The organism is Rhodomicrobium sp. R_RK_3, from assembly GCF_002198715.1.
Classification (GTDB): domain Bacteria; phylum Pseudomonadota; class Alphaproteobacteria; order Rhizobiales; family Rhodomicrobiaceae; genus R-RK-3.
This window is the reverse complement of record NZ_MWLK01000008.1, coordinates 200,785-222,799: the sequence shown is the minus strand read 5'-3', so window position 1 is coordinate 222,799 and position 22,015 is coordinate 200,785. Positions and strand designations below refer to the sequence as shown.

Sequence of the window (22,015 nt, the reverse complement as noted above, 5' to 3'; positions counted from 1 at the left end):
TAGTGCCGAAAAGCATACCGTCCGAAAGGTCAGGTACCCTTGCGGAAGAAGGCGTAATCCGCGGAATAGGGCACGCTGAGGAAGGCGCCGGCGCTCTCGCATGGGCCGTCGGCGGCGCCGCCCTTCGTGTTCAGCCGCTGAATGGCGGTGACGCCGGTGAGCTGGCCACTGCCCCGTTGGGCGACCACGTCGAGCTTGAGCAAGGGGATGTCGGCGGGCGAGGCTCCGGGCGCGCGTCCCGCCACCTTGCCGCTGATGGCGCCGCCATCCTCCAGCTCCCAGCTCGGCCCGGCAAAATGGCGGCCGACCGTCTTGTCGCCCTGCAGCAAGGCGGCGATCGGCTCGCGGAATTGCCAGACCAGCTTGCCCGCCGCGTCGGCCTTGCACTGGTAGATCTGCGCGCCTTCGGCGTGCAGCGTGGCGACCAGCGTTGCGCCCGACACCGCGATCGCCTCCGGGACCTCGGCGCGGGCGGGAGCCGCCGCATTGAGCAGGACCGCGGCAAGGAAAACGGGCGAAGCGGATCGGAACATCGGGAAGTCCTCGTTGCAATGGCGAAGGCTCCGATGCTAGCGCACGATGGGTTTCATTCACACCGTTTTTGTCATTTCCCCGCAAGCGGGGCGTTCAGTACTCAACTATGGTTGCATTTATCGCAAGATGCTCGCGTCAATATTGCGCTTTACTGGAAAGCGCCGTCACCCGCTTTTCGGATCCGTCACCGGGCGCACGGCGGGCGGCGTCCAGCTTCCGTCGAGCGCGGCGGGCTTCGGCCAGTAGAGCCGCAAATTCATCGTGAAATCGCCGCTCGCCGGGGCGGGCAGCCAATTGGCCTCCTTTTCCGGGCCGGGATTGTCGCGCTGGACGTAGATGTCGAGCGAGCCGTCCGGGTTGAAGGTCAGCCTGTCGCGGTCGCCGAGGGTATAGCGGTTGAGCGGATTGGCGGCGAAGAGCTGCTTGTCATTGTACATGGTCAGCGACCAGAAGGCGCGCACCGGCGGGACCTGGTCCTTGTCGAAATGCACGACATAGGCGCGGTCGCTGCTGAAGGGCTTGCCCTCCGGATCGGTGAGGGCGGTCGGATAGATGGCGTCCTCGACGGTGTTGGCGCCGAGACCGGCATAAGCGACGCCGGCGCGGGCGAGATAGTCGGTGCCGTAAGTGCCGATATCGACGAGATTGGTGCGCCAGCCATCGTGCGAGACACCGGCGGTTGCGAATTTCTCCTTGATCTTCTTCAGTGCGGCGGCGGGCGCCTGCTCGATCGCCGCCCTCACTTCCGGCGAGGCGTCATCGAGCGAGAAGGGCGTGCCCGGCTCGAGGCCGATCCGCGCCATGCGGTGCAGCATCGGATAGTCGTTGGCGTGGGGCGGGTTGTCCTCGGTGAGTTCGCCGAAGATCGAGAAGAACTCCTCGGGGCCGAGCTTTTCGACCTGCGCCACCGGCGGCACGGTCATGTCGATATTGGCATCGACGGTGCCCCTCGGCGGCGGCTCGCTGCTGCCCAGGGCGCTGAGCGGCGTGGCGACCAGCCCATCCTGGAACTTGTGTACATTGTCGTAGTCGGCGACGCCGTTGGTCTGGGTGCGGCCGATGATCCAGCCGGCGCTGGTCGGGCTGCGGATGACTTCGATTTCGGGCGGCAGATCCTCTTCCCAGCCCGGTCCGACCAGCGCGATGATCTGCTCATCCGTGCCCGTCGTGCGCTTGCCCGGCGCGGCGAACACATCCGACCACATGTCCATCATCTCCAGCAGGTAATAGCGGCCGCCGGAATTGGGCACATGGATGATGAGCGGCTCGCGCGACAGATCGAACCAGAGGGCGGAATACAGCGTGTCGGCATTCGGGCGGACGACCTCGGTGAAATCCGCGTCGGGGAACCGGCGCGCATTGGCGAATTGATTGACGGGCGCGCGCATGGTGCTGCCGTCGGCGGTCTCGGCATTGGTCGCCATCTCCTGGGTCAGCGCCATGATGACCATCGGATAGGCGTAGATATAGGCCTCGATGGCGATGTCGCGCGCCTCGTCGGCGGAGACCGGCGCCGTCTCGGGGGACACGGCGGCCTGCTGCGGCGACGGCTGCTGCGGTGACGGCTGCTGCTGCTGCTGCTGTTGCGGCTGTTGCGGCTGTTGCTGCTGTTGCGGTTCCTGCGCTCGAGCCGCTGGGATCGCGGCGCCCATTGCGGCGATCAGGGCGGCGCATTGCATGGATCTCGGTAAAGCGAACATGGTTGCATCCTTGGACATGCGCCGTGCAGGCGCGGCTTCGGGATTAAGGCGCGGCTTCCCTATCGGGATGGCGGCCGACATTGCCGATCATGTCGTGGACGCCGAAGCCGTTCGGCGGGAAGGCGGTGACGGGCGACGCGCGGCGATGGTCGCCAGCCTCGGAAGTGGCGCGCGCCACTTCCTTGGGCCTTGCCGTTTGCTCTGAATGGTCCGGGACCGCCAAGGGCATCGCGGCGCGTCTCCTCATTCTCCCGCATCCGATGCCACCCGGAGTGAAACAACGGACACCGCAACTCTACCGTGCCGGTTTTGACCTGTGGCAAGTATGGCGGGCTAGGATTAGGAGAGCGTTAGCGGCGGATTCTAATGGCCCGCGGAGCGGTCACACGCTATCGGCCGGCAAAGCGGAGGAAGCGCGGCGCCGCGCTTCCTCGTCATAGCGCCTCTATCTGAGCGGCACGAAATCCGGCTCGAGGCTGTAATTCAAGCCGACCTTCACCGTGCTGATGGTGTTTTCGTGATTGAACACATCGTCGTCGAAATTCCGGGACGTGTCCTCGCCGAAATCCATGTAGAGATATTCGATCTTCATAGACATGTTGCGCTGGAAGGCGAATTCGACGCCGCCGCCGAGCGCCCAGCCGGCGCGCACCTCCTGCAGCCGGGTGAAGTCCGACTGGTCGATGAAGCCGCCATCCAGATCGCCGGCGCGATTCTCGATGTCGGCGAAGGCGCCGCCGCCCTTGCCGTAGAACAGCCAGCGATCATAGGCGAAGCCGAGCCGCGCCGTGATGGTGCCGTAGCCGCCATATTCGGTTTCGGAGAAGGCGAAGCCGTTGCTGCGGCTGTCCTCCGCGCCGAGAAAGCCGAGATCCCCTTCGATGCCGAAGACGAAGGCGTCGAACTGCCAATTATAGCCGAGCGTGATGCCGCCCAGCCATCCGGTCGGGTCGTTGGACAGGCCGTTGCCGCCGTCGAAGGCGGAACCGGGCACGTCGTCTTCCCTGTTGAAGGATTTCGACTCCCCCCAGCCATAGCCGAGGGTGGCCCCGATATAGGGGCCTTCCCAGGAAAAGGATGGGGGCACATCGATCGGTTCCCCGTAATCCTTATAGCTTCGTCGGTAATTCTGAAGATCCGCCGCACTGGCCGGGCCCCAGGCGGTGACCGTAAAGGCGAACGCGAACGCAATACGCGACGCCACAAACACACACTTCCGCATACTTATCTCACACGTTGACACGACTGAACGAAACAGGCCGTCTTCCCTCGCCGGGGTCGTTATCAAACGCATACGCCACGGGATCCGGCGGGGCGGGACAGCAGGTGCACTGTACAATTTACTCGCCTTAAAGTTGTCCAGATTCTGAATTCCTCAACGATAATTTGCGCGGTTTCGGGGGGCTTGCGGTATTTGCGCAACTCAAGCGTGCGGAGCTCGCGGATTTGGCGGGTTTCCACCGAGCCGGCGAGGCGGCAGAATGGACCGGGCGAGACGGTGGAAAGGCGGAACGAATGAGAATGCAGATTTGGCGCGCTTGCGCGCTGGCGGCGATGCTTGCGTTCGCCGGTCCCGCCGCCGCCCAGCGCGCCGACGATCCGGCCGCCGCCTCGGTGATCGCGCGCGATGCGCTGTTCTACCCGGTCATGGCGCAGAACGGCATGATCTCGGCGGAGGATGGGCTGGCCGCCGAGGTCGGCGTCGAGATCCTGCGCCAGGGCGGCAACGCGGTCGACGCCGCCGTCGCGACGGGCTTTGCCATGGCGGTCAGCCATCCGCAGGCCGGCAATCTGGCGGGCGGCGGCTTCATGCTGATCGCACTCGCCAAGACCGGGAAGGTGGTCGCCATCGACTATCGCGAAATGGCGCCAGCCGCCGCGACCCGCGACATGTATATCGGCGCCGATGGCGAGGTGGATAATGCCAGGTCGCGCTATAGCCGCGCCGCCGCCGGGGTGCCGGGGACCGTCGCCGGGCTGATCCACGCGCTGGAGACATACGGCACGATGAGTCTGGCCCAGGTGCTCGAACCGGCGATCCGGCTTGCCGAGAACGGCATCGCGGTGCCGTGGGGGCTGGCCTATGCGCTGGAGCAGAACCGCAGGCGCTTCGAGAAGGACCCGTCATCCATCGCCTATTTCTTCCGCCCCGACGGCCAGGCCTATGCGGCGGGCGAAACCCTCAAGCAGCCCGATCTCGCCAAAACCCTGCGCGCGATCGCCGGCGACGGGACGCGCGGCTTTTACGAAGGCTGGGTCGCCGACAAGATCGTGGCCGAGATGGAGGCCGGCGGCGGCCTAATCACGCGCGAGGATCTGAAATCCTACCGCGTCGCCGAGCGCGAGCCGGTGCGCGGAGAATATCGCGGCGCCGAGATCTATTCGATGCCGCCGCCCTCCTCCGGCGGCGTGCATCTGGTCGAGATGCTGAACATCCTGGAGGGCTACGACCTCAAGGCGGCGGGGCTCAACAGCGCCGACTATATCGGCCTTATGGTCGAGGCGATGCGGCGCGCCTATGCCGACCGCGCCACCCACATGGGCGATCCCGATTTCTGGAAAGTGCCGGTCGCAGGGCTGACCAGCAAGAGCTATGCCGCCAAGCTGCGCGCGGGCATCGATCCGGCCAAGGCGTCGAAATCGGCCGATATTTCCGCCGGCACGCCGCCCGCCGCCGAAGGGCCGCAGACCACGCATTTCTCGGTGATGGACAAGGACGGCAACACGGTCTCCAACACCACGACGCTGAATTTCACCTTCGGCAGCGGCTATTCGGTCGACGGCGCCGGGTTCCTGCTCAACAACGAGATGGACGATTTCGCCGCCAAGCCCGGCGCGCCGAACGCCTTCGGCCTGACCGGCGGCGACGCCAACGCCATCGCGCCCGGCAAGCGCCCGCTCTCCTCGATGACGCCGACCATCGTGATGAAGGACGGCCGGGCATTTCTCGCAACCGGCTCGCCGGGCGGCAGCACCATCATCACCGTGGTATTGCAGGTGCTGCTCAACGTGCTCGAATTCGACATGAACATCGCCGAGGCGACGGCCTGGCCGCGCGTGCATCATCAATGGATGCCGGACAATGTCATTACCGAGCGCGGCATCTCGCCGGATACGCTGCGGCTGCTGGAGGCGCGCGGCTTCATCCTGCCGAAGGGGCCGGACGGCAAGATCGTTCACCGCGTTCTCGGCCGGGCCAATTCGGTGATGCGCGCGCGCGCCATGCTGTTCGGCGCCTCCGATCCGCGCGCGGCGGACGGCGCGGTGGCGAGCTACTGAGTACTGCCAGCCGAAAGCGGGGCGACGTGAGACGGACCATGAGCGCGCCGCCCACAAGATCCGTAGCCCATCTCCACTGCGAGGGGCCGGGCTGCGGCATCCGGGCCGCCACTCCGCTTGGAACTCTACCGCCTTCATGATCGCTTACCTCCCGACACAGCGGAGGCATGCGGCATGGCCGAGCGGCCAGACGATCCGGAAAACCCATCCAATAACGATCGGCTCTTTCGCCATGTCATCGAGAGCGCGACCGGCTTTGCCATTTTCACGCTCGATCCGGCGGGCGCCGTCAGCACTTGGAACACCGGCGCCGAGCGCCTGCTCGGCTTTGCCGAGGACGAAATCCTCGGCAAGAGTGCCGCCATCATCTTTACGCCCGAGGATCGCGCCAACCGGATTCCCGAATTCGAAATGGCGACCGCTCTGGACTCCGGCCGCGCCGAAGACGAACGCTGGCACCAGCGCAAGGACGGTTCGCAATTCTGGGGCTCCGGCCTGATGATGTCGCTGGGGTCGGGCGCGGAGGGCTTCGTCAAGATCATGCGCGATCAGACGGCGCGCCGCCTCGCGGAGGAGCGCCTTGCCCGAAGCGAGGAGCGCTTCCGCGGCCTGGTCATGAACATCCCCCAGCTCATATTCCGCACGCACGCCAATGGCGAGCGCCTGTGGCACAGCCCTCAATGGGAGAGTTACACCGGGCTCTCCGAGGCGGCGAGCCGCGATTTCGGCTGGCTCGAAGCCATTCATCCCGAAGACCGCAAGCCGACGCTCGCGGCCTGGTCGCGGGCGGTCGAGCTGCGCGGCTGCGACGTCGAACACCGCATCCGGCGCGCGTCCGACGGCGAATATCGCTGGCACCAGACCCGATCCGAGCCGGTCCCCGAGACCGGCATCGACGCCGAGTGGGTCGGCACGTCCAACGACATCCACGATCTTCGCGCCCTGCAGGACCGCCAGGAGGTGCTGCTCGCGGAATTGCAGCATCGCTCCCGCAACCTCCTCGCCGTCGTGCATGCGATGACGCGGCAGACGCTCCGCAGCAGCCCAACGCTCGAGGCATTCAGCGCGGAGTTCGAGGGCCGGCTGCTGGCCTTGTCGCGGGTGCAGAGGCTCGTCTCGAGCTGCTCGCGCGAGACAGTCGATTTGCGCAGCGTCATCGACGCGGAACTGCTCGCCCATGGCGGAAACGGCGCCGGCGCGATCAGCGTCGACGGACCCGAGGTCGAACTGCCGATGTCGCAGATTCAAACGCTCGCGCTCGCGCTGCACGAGCTGGTGACAAACGCGGTGAAATACGGGGCCATCGGTCAGGAGGGCGCGCGGCTGTCGGTGCGTTGGGCGGTCGAGCCAGCCGGTGCCGGCCGGCAAGTCGTGCTGGAATGGCGCGAGAGCGGCGTCGTCATGCCCGATCCCACCGCCCCGAAGCGCAGGGGCTATGGCACCGAACTGATCGAACGGGCGCTGCCCTACCAGCTCAAGACCGAGACCCGGTTCCTCTTCACGCCCGACGGCGTTCATTGCACGATCATCGTCCCGGTCGAAGCAGAGGGCGCGGCCACCGGCAGGCCGTAACGCGGGGCCGGGGCGGAGAGCGTCCCCGCGCGTCAGCGCCTCTCGCTGGCGGCCTTATGCTCGGCGCGGGTGCGCTCGATGAAGGCGATCAGCGAAGCGCTGGCGCCGAGAATATGGTCGCGGGTGAGTTGGGCCGCCCGCTCCGGATCGCGGTCGATGCAGGCTTGCAAAATGCCCTGGTGCTCGCGCTCGGCCCGGGCCATGCCGTCGGTCAGCACGAGCTGGGCGCGCAAATAGCGGTCGACGCGGTCGAGCGCGGCTTTGATGGTCTGCAGGTAATAGGGACGTTCCGCCGGCTCGTAGAGGCTGTAATGGAAGCGGCGGTTCAGCTCGCCCCAGTGAGATGAATCGGTCTCGGTGGCGAAGGCGTCGGCGAAACGCTTCGCATTGGCGAGCGCCTCCTCCGACATGCGCTCGACCGAATAGCGCAGCACTTCCGGCTCGAGCACCGCGCGGAACTCGAAAATCTCCCGGATCTCGTCGGTCGAGAGGGTCGTCACGACAGCGCCGCGATAGCGCTGCGTCGATACCAGCCCCTGCTCCTCCAGCCGCATCAGCGCCTCGCGCACAGGGATGCGGCTGACGTTGAACATCTTTGCGATCTGGTCCTGGCGCAGCACCTGCCCCTCGGTCAGGTCGCCCTTGTTGATCGCCTCCCGCAGGGCGTCGAAGATCACGTCGGACGCCGACGCCATCTGGGCGATGTCCGTAGTCCTCACTTTCACGTCTGCACTCCCAGAAATCCAGAGGCGGACGTTCAACGTCCGCGATCAGGCAAGCCGCCGCGCGCGGGCGGTCCCCGCGTGTCCAACGACGCATTGAGCCGACCTTTACAGCCCCAATTAGCGCGGCGAGCGAATAATTGCCAACCTTCAAAAAAAGGATATTGCAAATTGGATCCAAAAAACAGATGGTTAATTGTCGCTTAATGGCGTGAGTTTGAACAGCGCCGACGACTGCCTAAGAAACCATCAGTTTTGAGTAGGGGAAGATCTCTATGGCTAAGGGAATCGGCGTTCTGACCGCGGCGTTCATGACCATCCTGGCCGCGATGCCCGCGCAAGCGGACAAGCTCGACGACATCATCGCCTCCGGCACCCTCCGCTGCGCGGTCGTGCTCGACTTTCCGCCCATGGGGTCGCGCGATGCCAGCAACAATCCGATCGGCTTCGACGTCGACTACTGCAACGATCTCGCCAAAGCGCTGGGGGTGAAGGCCGAGGTTGTCGAGACGCCCTTTCCGGACCGCATCCCCGCCCTCGTCTCCGGCCGCGTCGATGTCGGCGTCGCCTCGACCTCCGATACGCTGGAGCGCGCCAAGACCGCCGGCTTCACCATCCCCTATTTCGCCTTCAAGATGGTCGTGCTGACCAAGGACGGCGCCGGTATCAAGGATTACGCCAGCCTGAAGGGCAAGAAGACCGGCTCGGTCTCGGGCACCTTCGAGGCCATCGCGCTCGAAAAGGACGTGAAGGCCTGGGGCGGCGGCACCAGCTTCCGCGGCTATCAGAACCAGGCGGACGTGTTCCTGGCGCTTGCGCAGGGGCAGATCGAGGCGACCGTCGTGACCTCCACAGTCGCCTCCGCCATCGTCAAGGAAGGCAAGTACAAGGGCCTGATCATGGGCGGCGATGCGCCCTATGACATCGACTATGTGGCGCTGATCGCGCCGCGCCAGGAACAGGGCCTGCTGAACTACCTGAACCTGTTCATCAACCAGCAGGTCCGCACCGGCCGCTACAAGGCGCTCTATGAAAAGTGGATCGGCGGCGGCGAGGCTCCGAACCTGAGCATCTCGGGCGTCTACCGCTAAGCTTCGTGATGAAACGCCATGGCCGGGTTCACTTCCGCCATGGCGTGCACTTCCGCGCACTACTGCCCTCAGTGCCGCCGACACGAGCAAGCGATGAAGTACACGTTCCATTGGCTGCCCGCGCTTCGAGCCTTGCCCGACATGCTGTGGGGTGCGCTGGTGACGCTCGAAGTGGCCGTGCTGTCCATGCTGCTCGGCGTGGTCTTCGCCGTGCTTCTGGCGCTCGCAAGCCAGTCCCGGATATGGATCCTGCGCGCCTTCGCCACGAGCTGGGTCGAGCTTGCGCGCAACACACCGGCGCTGTTCCAGATTTACATGGCCTATTTCGGCCTGGGCTCGTTCGGCATCTATATCGACAGCTTCCCGGCGCTGCTCGCCGGCATCACCTTCAACAATGCCGGCTATCTCGCCGAGACCTTTCGCGGCGGAATGCGCGCCGTGCCCGACACCCAGATGCGGGCGGCCCGCTCGCTCGGCATGGGCCAGATCCAGGCGTTCCGGCTGATCGTGCTGCCGCAGCTTTTCCGCGTCGTCTATTATCCGATGACCAACCAGATGGTCTGGGCGATCCTGATGACCTCGCTCGGCGTCGTCGTCGGGCTGAACAACGACCTCACCGGCGTCACGCAGGAGCTGAATGTCCGCTCGTTCCGCACCTTCGAATATTTCGCCCTTGCCGCGGTGATCTATTACCTGATCGCCAAAACCGTCACCCTGTCCGCACGCCTGATCGCGTGGCGGCTGTTCCGCTACTGAGGAGGCCGCGCCGATGTTCTCCTCGCTGATCGACACCTCCTTTAGCCTGAACGACCTGTGGTTCATGCTCAAAGGCGCGGGCGTGACGCTGGCAGTCACCTTCTGGGCGGTGCTGGCCGGCACGCTGCTCGGCCTCGTCCTCGGCGTGGTGCGCGCCACCGCGCCCTGGTGGGTCAACGCGCCGATCGGCTTCGTGCTCGATATCTTCCGCTCGGTGCCGCTGCTGATCCAGCTCGTGCTGGCTAACGCCTTCAAGCCGATGATCGGCCTCAACTGGTCGTCCTTTACCGTGGGCTGCGTGGTGCTGGCGCTCTACATGTCGGCCTATTGCACCGAGATCGTGCGCGGCGGGTTTCTTGCCGTGCCCGCAACCACCCGGCGCGCGGCCCGCTCGCTCGGCATGAGCTGGAGCCAGGACCTCACGGAGATCGTCTTCCCCATCGCCTTGCGGGTCGCCCTGCCGAGCTGGATCGGGCTGACGCTCGGCGTCATGAAGGACACGGCCATGGTGTGGTGGATCGGCGTCGTCGAGCTGTTGCGGTCCTCGCAGGTGATCGTCACCCGCATCCAGGAGCCGCTGCTCGTGCTCTCGATCGCCGGACTGATCTATTTCCTGATGAGCTTCCCCATCGCCCGCCTCGGCGCGCGGCTGGAGCGGCGCTGGCACGAAAACGACTGAGAACGCTGAATGTCAATCGAGATCAACGACGTCCATAAGTCCTTCGGTCCGCTGGAAGTGATCAAGGGCGTGAGCATGACGGTCGCCCCCGGCGAGGTGGTGTCGGTGATCGGCGGCTCCGGCTCCGGCAAGTCGACGCTGCTGATGTGCGTCAACGGCCTGGAGCCGATCAATTCCGGCCGCGTCCTGATCGACGGCACCGACGTGCATGACCGCCGCACCGACCTCAACAAGCTCCGGCGCAGGATCGGCATCGTCTTCCAGCAATGGAATGCCTTCCCGCATTTGACCGTGCTGGAGAATGTCATGCTCGCCCCGCGCAAGGTGCTCGGCAAGCCGAAGGCCGAGGCCGAGGCCATCGCGGTCGAAAAGCTGACTCATGTGGGCCTCGCGGAGAAGCTGAAGGTCTATCCGTCAAAACTCTCCGGTGGCCAGCAGCAGCGCATGGCCATCGCCCGCGCCCTTGCCATGTCGCCGCATTACATGCTGTTCGACGAGGTGACGTCGGCCCTCGACCCGCAGCTTGTCGGCGAGGTGCTGGATACGCTGCGGCTGCTCTCGTCGGAGGGGATGACCATGATCGTCGTCACCCACGAGATCGCCTTCGCCCGCGAGGTGTCGAACCGCGTCGCTTTCTTCCACCAGGGCCGGATCCACGAGATCGGGCCGCCGTCGCAGGTGATCGGCAATCCGCAAAAGCCGGAAACCGTCGCCTTCCTGAAATCCGTCCTCTGACAGTGCCTGCCAAGCAGGCGGAAACGCTCAAAAGGAGTCAAACCCTATGTGGTCTGGTGTCTATCCTGCCCTCACCGCCAAATTCAACGACGACGACACGCTCGACATCAAGGAGATGGAGCGGTGTTTCGCCTTCCAGGTCGAGGCCGGCGTCGACGGGCTGATCGTCAACGGCTCGCTGGGCGAAGGGCCGATGCTGTCGCATGACGAGCGCCTCGAAGCGCTGCGGATCGCCCGCTCCGTCGCGGGCGGCAAGCCGGTGCTGATGACCATCGCCGAGGCCGCCACGCGCGATGCCGCCGAACTCGGCCGCCGCGCCGCTAAAGCAGGGGCCGACGGCCTGATGGTGGTGCCCAGCCTCGTCTATCACACCAACCCGAAGGAGACGGTCGCGACACTGCGCGCGGTCGCTGAGGCGGCCGATTTGCCGGTGATGATCTACTCCAACCGCCTCGCCTACCGCGTCGATGTCACCGTCGACGTCATGGAGGAGCTTGCTTCCGACAAGCGCTTCGTGGCGGTGAAGGAATCGTCCGACGACGTCAGGCGCACGCTGGAAATCTTCAACCGGCTCGGTGACCGCTACGACGTGTTCACCGGCGTCGATAACCTCGCATTTGAGGCGCTGACGCTCGGGGCGGTCGGCTGGGTCGCCGGTCTCGTCACGGCCTTCCCGCATGAGACGGTGGCGATCTATCGGCTCATCAAGGCCAAGCGCTATGACGAGGCGCTGGCCATCTACAAATGGTTCCGCCCGCTGCTCGACCTGGATGTGTCCACCTACCTCGTGCAGAACCTGAAACTGGTCGAGGTCCTGGTGATCGACACCACGGAGCGCGTGCGCGCGCCGCGCCTGCCGCTGGACGGCGAACAGCGCGCCAAGGTCGACCGCATCGTGCGCGAAGCTTTGGCCAACCGCCCGTCTTTGCCTAAGGTGGCGTAATCACGACCCAAAAGCCATGCGGCGCTTGCGAGAGCGCCGCGTGCCCCGGAACCAGAGGCGGATAGCGCCGGATACCAGATTTGACCACCACACCGGACGAAATCGCTGTCGTCGGGGCCGGGATCATCGGCCTCGCCATCGCGTTCCATCTGCAGCGCGAGGGCCGCAAGGTCGTGCTCATCGAACGCGGCGGCGTGGCGGAGGGCGCGAGCTACGGCAATGCGGGCGCGCTCGCCTTTTCCGACGTGCTGCCGCTCGCCTCGCCCGGCATCATGCGCAAGGCGCCCGGCTGGTTGCTCGATCCGCTCGGGCCGCTGTCCATCCCGCCCGCCTATCTGCCGACAATCGCGCCCTGGCTGCTGCGCTTCTGGCGCGCGAGCCTGCCCGACCGCTATCGCGCCAGCATCGCCGCGCAATGCGCGTTGATGCGCCTCTCCTCGCGCGCCATGGACCGCATGATCGCCGATGCCGGGCTTTCCGGACATGTGCGCAGCGACGGCAATCTCCAGCTCTATGAGAGCGAGGCCGAATTCAGCGCCTCGCTGCCCGGCTGGCAGGCGCGCGAGCGCGAGGGCATCCCCTTCGAACATGTGCGCGGCGCCCGGCTCGCCGGGTTGCAGCCGGGCCTGTCGCCGCGCTTCGTCGTAGGCAGTTTCACCCCGCACTGGCAGACGGTCGACGATCCCCATCTCTTTGCGCTTGCCCTGTTCGACAAGGTCACGGCACAGGGTGCGCGCCTTATCCGCGGCGAGGTGACGGAGGCCGTCCCAAGCGAGGGCGGCGCCGAGCTGCGTTTCAGCGATGGGAGCGCCAGCCCCGCCGGCGCGGCGGTGATCGCCGCCGGCGCCTGGTCGCGCAAGCTCTGCGACCAGCTCCGCGAGCGCATCCCGCTGGAGACCGAGCGCGGCTATAACACCACGCTGCCGCCCGGCGCCTTCGATCTGCGCCGCCAGCTCACCTTCGGCGGCCACGGTTTCGTCATCACGCCGCTTGCGACGGGAATCCGGATCGGCGGCGCGGTCGAGCTCGGCGGCCTGAAGCGTCCGCCCAATTTTGCCCGCTCGCAGATCATGCTGGAGAAAGCCGCCGCCTTCCTGCCGGGACTGAAAACCGGCGGCGGCAAGCAATGGATGGGCTTCCGGCCATCGCTGCCCGACACCCTGCCGGTGATCGGCGCGTCCAAAGCATCGGACCGCATCCTCTACGCCTTCGGCCATGGTCATTCCGGCCTGACCCAATGCGCCGCAACGGCCCAGCTCATCGCCGACCTGCTGGCCGGACGTCCCTCCGCAATCCCGCTCGCCCCCTTCCGGCCCGCCCGCTTCTGATCTGGAGACCTTCCTCATGGCGCGACACAGTTTCTTCTGCATAGACGGCCACACCTGCGGAAATCCGGTGCGGCTGGTGGCCGGCGGCGGCCCGAACCTCGTGGGCGCCGACATGATCGAGAAGCGCGCGCATTTTCTTGCCGAATATGACTGGATCCGCACCGGCCTGATGTTCGAGCCGCGCGGCCACGACATGATGTCCGGCTCCATCCTCTACCCGCCGACACGGCCCGATTGCGACATCGCCATCCTGTTCATCGAGACCTCGGGCTGCCTGCCGATGTGCGGCCACGGCACCATCGGCACCGTGACCATGGCCATCGAGCACGGCCTCGTTACGCCGAAGACGCCGGGCGTGCTGCGGCTGGATACGCCGGCCGGGCTGGTGGTCGCCGAATACCGGCAGGAGGGCCAATATGTCGAGGAGGTGCGCATCACCAATGTGCCCTCCTTCCTGCATTCGCGCGGCCTCACCGCCGCCTGTCCGGGCATCGGCGAGATCACCGTCGATGTGGCCTATGGCGGCAACTTCTACGCCATCGTCGAGCCGCAGGAGCGCTATCGCGACATGGCCGATTTCACCGCCGGCCAGCTCATCGGCATGAGCGGCGCGCTCCGCCGCGCGTTGAACGAAAAATACCAGTTCATCCATCCCGAGAAGCCAGAAATACGCGGCCTCTCGCACATCCTGTGGACCGGCGCGCCGCAGCACCCCGACGCCCACGCCCGCAACGCGGTGTTCTACGGCGACAAGGCCATCGACCGCTCGCCCTGCGGCACCGGCACATCCGCGCGCATCGCGCATTGGGCGGCGGCCGGCAAGCTGAAAGTCGGCGACGACTTCGTGCATGAGAGCATCATCGGTTCGCTGTTCAAAGGCCGCGTCGAGGCGGCGGCCAAGGCCGGCGAGTTGGACGCCATCATCCCCTCCATCGGCGGATGGGCGCGCATGACCGGCTACAACACCATCTTCATCGACGACCGCGACCCGTTCGCGCGCGGCTTTGTCGTGATCTGAGGAGAGCACATATGAAGATCACCGGCATCAAGGCATGGAAGGTCGGCCTGCCGCTCAAGGAGGGCCGCTATAGCTGGTCGAACGGCAATTTCGTGGAGGTCTTCGACTCCACCGTCGTCGCGGTCGAGACGGATGCCGGCATCACCGGCTATGCGGAATGCTGCCCGCTCGGCTCGGCCTATCTGCCGGCCTATGCGCATGGCGTGCGCGCGGGGCTCGAGGAAATCGGCCCGAAGGTGATCGGGCTCGACCCGACCGACCTCGATGTGCTCAACCGACATATGGATGCCGTGCTGCGCGGGCACCCTTACGTGAAGGCGCCGATCGATATCGCCTGCTGGGACATCCTCGGCAAACTGACCGGCCTTCCGGTCTATAAGCTGCTTGGCGGCGCCGCGCAGGAAAAGGTCGCGCTCTACCGCGCCATCTCGCAGGAAGCGCCGGAGGCGATGGCGAAGAAGATCGCCGGCTACAAAGCCGAGGGCTACACCAAGTTTCAGCTCAAGGTCGGCGGCGACGCGGATATGGACATTCTGCGCATCCGCCAGACGCGCGCCATTCTCGGCGACCGCGACATCCTCGTCGCCGACGCCAATACCGGCTGGACGCGGGCGGAAGCGGCGCGCATCGCGGCCTCGGTCGCCGATGTCGACGTCTATATCGAGCAGCCCTGCCCGACCTATGAGGAGTGCCTCTCCGTGCGCCGCCGCACCGCCCGGCCCTTCGTGCTGGACGAGGTGATCGACGGCGTCGCCACCTTGCAGAAGGCGCTCGCCGAGGATGCCATGGACATCATCAACCTCAAGATCTCCAAGGTCGGCGGGCTAACCAAGGCGCGGCTGATGCGCGATATCTGCGTCGCATCCGGCACGCCGATGACCATCGAGGACACCTGGGGCGGCGATATCGTCACGGCGGCCATCGCCCATCTCGCCCGCTCGACGCCGGAGGAGTTCTCCTTCTCCGCCACCGACTTCAACAGCTACGGCACGGTCGACATCGCCAAGGGCGCGCCGAAGCGTGTCGATGGCTTCATGACCGCGCCCGACACGCCGGGCCTCGGCATCGAGCCGATCTTCGACGTGCTCGGCGACCCGGTCGTGGTGATCTGACTTTTTCGAAAAGGACTCAGCCATGCGCTCTGCCAAGGTGATTCATGTCGTCGGCTGCCATGCCGAGGGCGAGGTCGGCGATGTCATCGTGGGCGGGGTCGCGCCGCCGCCGGGCGATACACTGTGGGCGCAGTCGCGCTTCATCGCGGCGGACAACAATCTGCGCAATTTCGTGCTGCAGGAGCCGCGTGGCGGCGTCTTCCGCCATGTCAACCTGCTGGTGCCGCCGAAGGACCCGAAAGCGGATGCCGCCTGGATCATCATGGAGCCGGAGGACACGCCGCCGATGTCCGGCTCCAACTCCATCTGCGTCTCGACCGTGCTGCTCGACACCGGCATCGTGCCGATGCAGGAACCGGAAACGCAGATGATTCTGGAAGCGCCGGGCGGGCTGATCGAAGTCACCGCCTATTGCAAGGACGGCAAGGCCGAACGCATCCGCGTTAAGAACCACCCCTCCTTCGCCGACAAGCTCGATGCTAGGCTGGAGGTCGAAGGCCACGGCACGCTGACCGTGGACACCGCCTATGGCGGCGACAGTTTCTGCATCGTCGATGCGCATGCGCTGGGCTTTGCGATCAAGCCGGACGAGGCCCGGGATTTCGCCGATCTCGGCATGAAGATCGTCATGGCGGCGAACCAGCAGCTCGGCTTCCAGCATCCGGTGAACCGCGACTGGTCGCACATCTCCTTCTGCCAGTTCGCCGCGCCGCTGACCGATGACGATGGCATCCCCTCGGGCGCCAACGCCGTCGCCATCCGCCCCGGCAAGATCGACCGTTCGCCCTGCGGCACGGGCTGCTCGGCCCGCATGGCGGTGCTGCACGCCAAAGGCATCTTGAAGCTCGGCGACCGCTTCATCGGCCGCTCGATCATCGGCTCGCGCTTCGACTGCCGCGTCGAGGCGGAGACCACGGTCGGCAGCCGGCCCGCCATCGTGCCCTCCATCATGGGCCGCGCCTGGGTGACCCACACCGCCCAGCTCATGGTCGACCCGGCCGATCCCTGGCCGACCGGCTACCGTCTGACGGACACCTGGCCGCTCTGGCGGGGTTAGGGTCCGCTTCAGCCTCACGCCGGGTTCTCTGGCCGCAAAAGAAGGAACGAGCGGCCACTGCGATCAGGGTCGCGCCCGATCCAAATCAGGGCCTATAGCCGTCGGCCGGCCATGTCCGCGCGGGCGGCTGCTAGCGGATCGAACGCCGATCGCTCCTGACACCGTCTGGGCTTGCGGTCAGGTTTCCGTCATCTGATTGATACGTCCGTCGACTATATTTAGCCCAGTCTCAGTAACAAGCGCTTGTTAGCGACAGAGATCATGTTCGCCATCGGCAATTGCGGATGGGATGTGTCAACTATTGCTATGATTCGGGGCCAGGATATGCGGGTCGAAGGTCTATCTCAACCAAATCAAAATTACGACACCGGCGAGTTTTTATTCCAGCGAGCGATCGCAAATGCGGATAACCAGCCGGGTTACCGCATGGCGTCGAATAACGAAACCTGGCCGCCGGTGGAGGACATCACGGTTGTCGACGTCCCGCAGGACGCCAAGGACAACAAGGGCGCGACCGGCCAATCCCTTGCTTTCACCACCAGCGGCAATGGCGAAATCACGGTTGTCCGCCAAGAAGACAATCCGGGCCTCTACGACTATATCGAGAAGGTTTCGACGCTGTCTGAAAATGAGCGCGTCTATCTCAGCGTAAAGCCGGAAGACGTCCCCGTGATGCGCGGCAGCGACGACATCAAGCTGGGCGATGTTTCAAGTTTTGCCGAAATGCTGAGCAACGGTCAGCCCTACGTCATCACCGCCTTCATGAAAGACGGTTCGCAGAAAGACATCATCAGGGCGCTGACGCCCGAACTCTTCGACAAGGCCGCCGCGCGCTACGCCTCGCAAGCGGAGGGTTATAAACTCGTCACCGACGAAACCGGCATCTCGACGGCCGATCTCGACGGCGCCAGGATCGGAGCCCCGGACGAAGATAACGGGCTGATCGAACTCGAACTTGCGAACGGCGACAAGCGGCAAATTTCCGCGGACACCACACCGCAACTCTATACGAGCGCCGCCGGCAAATACGATCAGTTCACCGAGGGCGACAGATCGAAGGCGGTCGACGAGGCTCGCAAGAAGGCGAATCTGCCGACGGCGTCCGAACTCGACATCGGCGCGCTCAAGACCAGCGAGAAGAACGACAAGGGTGAGGCGCTGACGGTCAACGATCTCGCTTGGAAGAACGTCATTGCGAAATGGAAGGACGGCATCGCCAAGGGCGAAATCGGCGCGGATGATGACCGGGCCAAGCTGTACCGGCTGCTGCAGGCGGGAAGCATGGCCAGCGACGGTACGCAGATGGTCACGCTCGATATCGCAACCGGCTACAACAGCGAGAAGGTCAACGGCAAGGATTTTTACGGCGTTATCGACGCCAACAAGATCAATGAAGCGATACCCGGTCTGCTGAAGTCGGACGCTGTTTCCAAGGACATCGTCGCGGAGCGGAAGGCGGCGCTCGGCAAGGTCGAGGGCGGAGAAGCGGCCGTGAAGAAGCTGGAGGACATGGCCTTCAGCGCCGACTACATGAAATATCTCAAGACGCTCGACAAAGGCGTGGCCAAGGACGACATCGCGGCCACCTATGAGTCGCTGCTCATGGTCGATCCCGCAAAAGCGGACAGCTTCGCCCTGAATGCGGAAATGGACTCCATGACGATGGAGCTCAACGACCTGATCGGCGATACCAGCAAGATCAACGACGAGAACCTGACGCTCGCGACGCAGGACCTCGGCAAGATGCTCTTGACGATCATCAAGAAGGGCGGGCTCGACATTGGCCGCCGCCTCGCCGAGTCGGAGAAATTTCTCCAGGAGATGATCGGCAACAAGAAGACCGCCAAAGATTTCGGCAAGGCCATGCAGGAACTTGGCGCCATCTACTCCGCGAATGGCACGGTGACGAGCAAGGACATAGAGACGCTTTTCGGCAACGGCAAATACACCTCGCTGGCGGAGATGCCCGGCGGCAGCGCGCTGAAAACGTTCCAGGTTCTGACCAAGGAAGGTGTCATCGGCTCACTCGGCGGCACCGTCTCCCTGGTCTCCGGCATCTATCAGCTTGCCAGCAAGGGCGGCAAGATCGGCGATACAACCGAGGAGCGGCTGTCCGTCGCCAAGGATTTCGTCAGCTTCATCGGCGCCGGCAAGCACTTTGCGGACCTGGCCAACGATATTATCGGCAAGAACAATCAGGAGATAAAGAAATTCAACGACAAGGTCGATGCGGACAATCCCAACTTGAGCGAAGCAGAACGCAACGCGCTTAAGAAAACGCCGGGCAAGCCGTTGCTCGGCCTCGACAAGACATTCGATGAACTGTTCGGAAAGCCGTCGGCGACGACAGGCGGCGGCATGACGGTGACCGACGAGCTTGCCGCCGCGATCGACGAGAATCTCACGAAAGCAGCCGATGACAGCACCCGGCCGGACTTCTATAACAAGCTCCTCGAAAACGCCGGGGTAAAGGACGGCGAGGCGCTGAGAAAGGGACTGGAAGCGGGCTACCAGAAGCGTCCGGGCGTGAACGCGCCGGACTGGCACAAGGGCACCTCGGCCGCGCTTCTGGTGCTCAGCGCCGGAGCCGACACCTTCGCCGGGGTCGCCGATGCGGTGATCGGCGGCCTCACGATCAAAAAAGGCATCGACGGCAAGGACGACATCTCGATCGCCAAGGGCGCCCTGCAACTCGCATCCGGAACGTTCGCGACCGCCGGGGGGCTCGCCTCCTTTGCCGGACTCGCCAAAGGCCTCAGTTTCATCAAGGCGATCGCCGCGCCATCCTTCGTGATCTCGGCGGTCCTGTCGCTGGCGACGCTCATCCCGGACATCATCAACGACATCAAGAACACCAAGAAGCTGACGAATTATCAAAAGGAGCTCCTCGACCTCTTCACTCAGCTTGACAAGGACGGCGTGCTGAGCCCGGACGGACTCAAGAAGTTCCAGTTCCTGTCGCTTTATATGGAACAATACGGTCAGCGCGACGCGCCCGGCGATGTCGGCATCCTCGACTATCGCAAGGAGGAGTACGAGTTCTGGGCGAGAGAGGGACATTTGCCCGAGCCCGGCTGGGACGACGTCGAACACAAGGACTATGACGGCGACGGCCCCAACCTGACGACGCAGATGGAAAACGTGGGATAAGATAGCATCGCAAAGCCCTCGATGGTCTCTGGCGTCGAGATGCGGGCGCGGCAAGAGCCGCGTCCCGTTGACTGTGCCGGACGCAATGCATCTCCGGAAATATCTCCGCCAGTTCGGGCGCCTGTGACCTGGTTTACGCTGATTGCCTCAGTTAGCGGCGCCCGGTTCTTACGATGGCGCCGCTTCCGGAGGGTTCAGCCTGAGCACCGCAACGCCGATGGCGCGACGGCTTTGCGCCGGCCATCAGAGTGCGGCCATGGCGTGTTGGCCACGACCAATAGCCGAATGGGCGGGACCGGTGTCGCCCTCCCGCATGGCGGCAAGCCCCTCGCTCATCGTGGTTCGCGGTGCGTACCCTAGATCGGCCCGGGCCTTGTCCGTGCGAACAGTAAAAGGCTTGCCGATCAGGCGCAGCATCTGGCGGGTGATCGGCGGATGGCCTTTGAGGCGCAGCAGACGCCACGTTGCCCCCATCAGACCGGCCATCACCCACGCCACCCTGAAAGGGACGGCCTTGTCGGACACGCTCACGCCGCGCGTGGAGAGCAGCGCTGAGATGAAGCTTTTGAGGGTGCTTTTTTCATCGTCGGCAATGAAATAAGCCTGCCCGGCCCGGCCACGGTCCGCAGCGAGGATCAGGGCAGCACAAAGGTTGTCGACATGGCAACTCGACATCGCTTGCTGACCGCCGTCGACCCATTGCCAGCGGCCTGCGTGCACGGTCTCGACCATCTCGTCGAGCGTCGGCATCCCAGCGCCCCAGATGAAGGGCGGGCGTAGCGCGATCGTCTCGAAGTCAGGACGCACGCCGCTGGCGTCTAACAGCACGCGCTCTGCTTTGGCCTTTGAGGCGCTGTAGGGCGCGAAGGCGCGTATCTGCAGAGGAAGGGTCTCGTCCACATCCAGCATCGGCTCGGGATCGCCCATCACAACAGCGGCGGCGCTGACAGCCACCACACGGCGCACGCTTGCAGTGGCAGCGGCTGCGTTCACGACGTTGCGCGTTCCCTCGACGTTGACCTGGTCGAAGAGCGCCTGCTTGCCCCAGAGCTTGAAGTGCGCGGCAACGTGGAAGACGACCTCGCAGCCTGTCATTGCCTCCAGCAGCGCCCTCTGATCACTGAGGGCGCCTTCGACCGGCGTGGCGCCCAATGCCCGGACCTGAGCCTCGCTCTCGGCGCTTCGGGCAAGCGCGCGGACGTTCCAGCCACGCGCCAGGAGGTGCGGAATCAGGCGGCCGCCGACGAAGCCGGAACCGCCGGTCACAAGCGCGGTGCGAGGCCGTTCCGGCAGTGTGGTCAGGTTGGTCATGGGACATCCTCGATGTCGGCGATGCACACCCAACACATAGCGCTGCGGCGTTCAGAGTTCAACAAACAGATTTCATATTTTGTTCGAAATTGCATCCGGCACCGGGTTATCGTAGGATCACCAAGAACTTAGAAAGAGGTTGCTGTGCCGGAGCCCTCCGATCCCATCGACGAGAACTCGTTTCGCGCGCAGATTCTCGAGGCTGCGCGCAAGCAGGTCCGTCGTTTCGGCGAGGCCAAGACGAACGTGGTCGACATCGCGCGCGCGCTCGGCACCTCCCACACCACGATCTATCGCCACTTCCGGTCCAAGGCGGACATCTTCGACGCCCTGGTCACGGAAGCGATGCGTGACGAGGAAGAGATGGCGCGTGGTTTCGTCGAGACGGATGGCCCCATCGCCGAGCGGCTGGAGGGCATGGTGCTGGCCTTGCACGCCCGCAAGCGCGATCGGTTCGCGACCGATCCCGAGGTTTACGGTCTCTACCGCCGCATTGTGGAAGAGCGGCCGGAAATCATCGTGGCCTACGCAAAGGCAATGACGGCTCTGATCGCCCGCATTCTCGCGGATGGCAAACGACGTGGTGAGGTTCAGATCGACGATGTCGAAGCCGCGGCTGGAGTCGTGCGGGACGCGGTGACTGTGTTTGTCCACCCGGCCCATGTGGCCGCCGCTGTTGCGGCGGGCCTGCCGAGCGAGAGACTGGCCCGCAACGTCGTGCGCACGCTCTGCGCCGGGTTCCAAGCCGGGGTTGACCTGGACTGACGGCCGTCGCGATATGTCTCAGCCCAGTGCAGAAGCCAGCATCTGGTTGGCCGCTGGCGAAGACCTGACACGAAGGGCTCGCTGAAGACCGCCCGCCAATTATCGGGCAACTTATCCTAAGTCATTGAGAACATTGGCGCGCCCGAAAGGATTCGAACCTCTGACCCCCAGATTCGTAGTCTGGTGCTCTATCCAGCTGAGCTACGGGCGCTGAAAATAATGCCGCCTGGGAAGGCGGCGGGCGGCTCGTCGAGCCGTCGTGC

19 protein-coding genes and 1 tRNA gene are annotated in these 22,015 nt (G+C 64.8%); 13 read left to right on the top strand and 7 right to left on the bottom strand.

All coding sequences use genetic code 11. From position 1 onward, the window contains the following. Positions 1-29 precede the first annotated feature (29 nt). The 4 genes from BLEFHOIH_RS04730 to BLEFHOIH_RS04715 all read right to left on the bottom strand — a co-directional run bounded on the left by BLEFHOIH_RS04730 (position 30) and on the right by BLEFHOIH_RS04715 (position 3,321). Positions 30-533 carry a DUF3455 domain-containing protein gene (locus tag BLEFHOIH_RS04730; RefSeq protein WP_088343355.1) on the bottom strand — a complete coding sequence of 168 codons (504 nt, stop codon included), beginning with the start codon at positions 531-533 and terminating at the stop codon, positions 30-32. A 165-nt stretch (positions 534-698) separates the two neighbouring features. Next, on the bottom strand, positions 699-2,234 hold the full coding sequence (locus tag BLEFHOIH_RS04725) for a DUF1254 domain-containing protein (protein WP_245296866.1): 1,536 nt from the start codon (positions 2,232-2,234) through the stop codon (positions 699-701). Positions 2,235-2,277: 43 nt separating this feature from the next. Then, complete coding sequence (locus BLEFHOIH_RS27165; RefSeq protein WP_088343354.1) at positions 2,278-2,463, bottom strand: SUMF1/EgtB/PvdO family nonheme iron enzyme; 186 nt, start codon at positions 2,461-2,463, stop codon at positions 2,278-2,280. Positions 2,464-2,679: 216 nt separating this feature from the next. Next, positions 2,680-3,321 carry an outer membrane beta-barrel protein gene (locus BLEFHOIH_RS04715; RefSeq protein WP_170937003.1) on the bottom strand — a complete coding sequence of 214 codons (642 nt, stop codon included), beginning with the start codon at positions 3,319-3,321 and terminating at the stop codon, positions 2,680-2,682. A gap of 428 nt (positions 3,322-3,749) precedes the next feature. Here BLEFHOIH_RS04715 and ggt point away from each other — a divergent pair, with 428 nt between their 5' ends. Together ggt and BLEFHOIH_RS04705 are read left to right on the top strand one after the other, a co-directional pair. Beyond that, positions 3,750-5,513 carry a gamma-glutamyltransferase gene (gene ggt, locus BLEFHOIH_RS04710; RefSeq protein ID WP_245296865.1) on the top strand — a complete coding sequence of 588 codons (1,764 nt, stop codon included), beginning with the start codon at positions 3,750-3,752 and terminating at the stop codon, positions 5,511-5,513. A gap of 174 nt (positions 5,514-5,687) precedes the next feature. Further along, a complete protein-coding gene (locus tag BLEFHOIH_RS04705) occupies positions 5,688-7,085 on the top strand; it encodes a PAS domain S-box protein (protein WP_088343351.1) in 1,398 nt (465 codons plus the stop codon). A gap of 32 nt (positions 7,086-7,117) precedes the next feature. Here BLEFHOIH_RS04705 and BLEFHOIH_RS04700 read toward each other — a convergent pair whose 3' ends face one another. Next, positions 7,118-7,810 carry a GntR family transcriptional regulator gene (locus tag BLEFHOIH_RS04700; RefSeq protein ID WP_170937002.1) on the bottom strand — a complete coding sequence of 231 codons (693 nt, stop codon included), beginning with the start codon at positions 7,808-7,810 and terminating at the stop codon, positions 7,118-7,120. A gap of 308 nt (positions 7,811-8,118) precedes the next feature. Between BLEFHOIH_RS04700 and BLEFHOIH_RS04695 the strand changes: the two genes are divergently transcribed. The 10 genes from BLEFHOIH_RS04695 to BLEFHOIH_RS04650 all read left to right on the top strand — a co-directional run bounded on the left by BLEFHOIH_RS04695 (position 8,119) and on the right by BLEFHOIH_RS04650 (position 19,676). After that, a complete protein-coding gene (locus BLEFHOIH_RS04695; protein ID WP_245296869.1) occupies positions 8,119-8,898 on the top strand; it encodes a transporter substrate-binding domain-containing protein in 780 nt (259 codons plus the stop codon). Between the two features lie 93 nt (positions 8,899-8,991). Next, complete coding sequence (locus tag BLEFHOIH_RS04690; RefSeq protein WP_088343348.1) at positions 8,992-9,654, top strand: amino acid ABC transporter permease; 663 nt, start codon at positions 8,992-8,994, stop codon at positions 9,652-9,654. A 25-nt stretch (positions 9,655-9,679) separates the two neighbouring features. Then, on the top strand, positions 9,680-10,333 hold the full coding sequence (locus BLEFHOIH_RS04685) for an amino acid ABC transporter permease (protein ID WP_170937007.1): 654 nt from the start codon (positions 9,680-9,682) through the stop codon (positions 10,331-10,333). A 9-nt stretch (positions 10,334-10,342) separates the two neighbouring features. Then, positions 10,343-11,068 (top strand): amino acid ABC transporter ATP-binding protein, encoded by a 726-nt coding sequence (locus BLEFHOIH_RS04680; protein WP_088343346.1) that lies wholly within the window; start codon positions 10,343-10,345, stop codon positions 11,066-11,068. 46 nt (positions 11,069-11,114) lie between these two features. Further along, a complete protein-coding gene (locus tag BLEFHOIH_RS04675; protein WP_088343345.1) occupies positions 11,115-12,011 on the top strand; it encodes a dihydrodipicolinate synthase family protein in 897 nt (298 codons plus the stop codon). Positions 12,012-12,091: 80 nt separating this feature from the next. Then, entirely contained in the window at positions 12,092-13,339 is a 1,248-nt protein-coding gene (locus tag BLEFHOIH_RS04670) for an FAD-dependent oxidoreductase (RefSeq protein WP_088343344.1), read from the top strand. Between the two features lie 16 nt (positions 13,340-13,355). After that, positions 13,356-14,357, top strand: a complete 1,002-nt coding sequence (locus tag BLEFHOIH_RS04665) for a 4-hydroxyproline epimerase (protein ID WP_088343343.1) — start codon at positions 13,356-13,358, stop codon at positions 14,355-14,357. Between the two features lie 11 nt (positions 14,358-14,368). Further along, positions 14,369-15,469: a cis-3-hydroxy-L-proline dehydratase gene (locus BLEFHOIH_RS04660; protein ID WP_088343342.1), complete on the top strand. Its 1,101-nt coding sequence runs from the start codon at positions 14,369-14,371 to the stop codon at positions 15,467-15,469. A gap of 22 nt (positions 15,470-15,491) precedes the next feature. Beyond that, positions 15,492-16,526, top strand: a complete 1,035-nt coding sequence (locus tag BLEFHOIH_RS04655; RefSeq protein WP_088343341.1) for a proline racemase family protein — start codon at positions 15,492-15,494, stop codon at positions 16,524-16,526. A 261-nt stretch (positions 16,527-16,787) separates the two neighbouring features. Then, complete coding sequence (locus BLEFHOIH_RS04650) at positions 16,788-19,676, top strand: hypothetical protein (RefSeq protein ID WP_125461581.1); 2,889 nt, start codon at positions 16,788-16,790, stop codon at positions 19,674-19,676. A gap of 243 nt (positions 19,677-19,919) precedes the next feature. Here the strand turns inward: BLEFHOIH_RS04650 and BLEFHOIH_RS04645 are convergent, their stop codons facing one another. Further along, entirely contained in the window at positions 19,920-20,987 is a 1,068-nt protein-coding gene (locus BLEFHOIH_RS04645; protein ID WP_088343339.1) for an NAD-dependent epimerase/dehydratase family protein, read from the bottom strand. Between the two features lie 144 nt (positions 20,988-21,131). On the opposite strand from BLEFHOIH_RS04645, the gene BLEFHOIH_RS04640 reads away from it, so the two are divergent. Then, a complete protein-coding gene (locus tag BLEFHOIH_RS04640; protein ID WP_210191697.1) occupies positions 21,132-21,752 on the top strand; it encodes a TetR family transcriptional regulator in 621 nt (206 codons plus the stop codon). Positions 21,753-21,886: 134 nt separating this feature from the next. On the opposite strand, the gene BLEFHOIH_RS04635 is transcribed toward BLEFHOIH_RS04640, so the two are convergent. After that, positions 21,887-21,963, bottom strand: a tRNA-Arg gene (locus BLEFHOIH_RS04635). Positions 21,964-22,015: the final 52 nt, after the last annotated feature.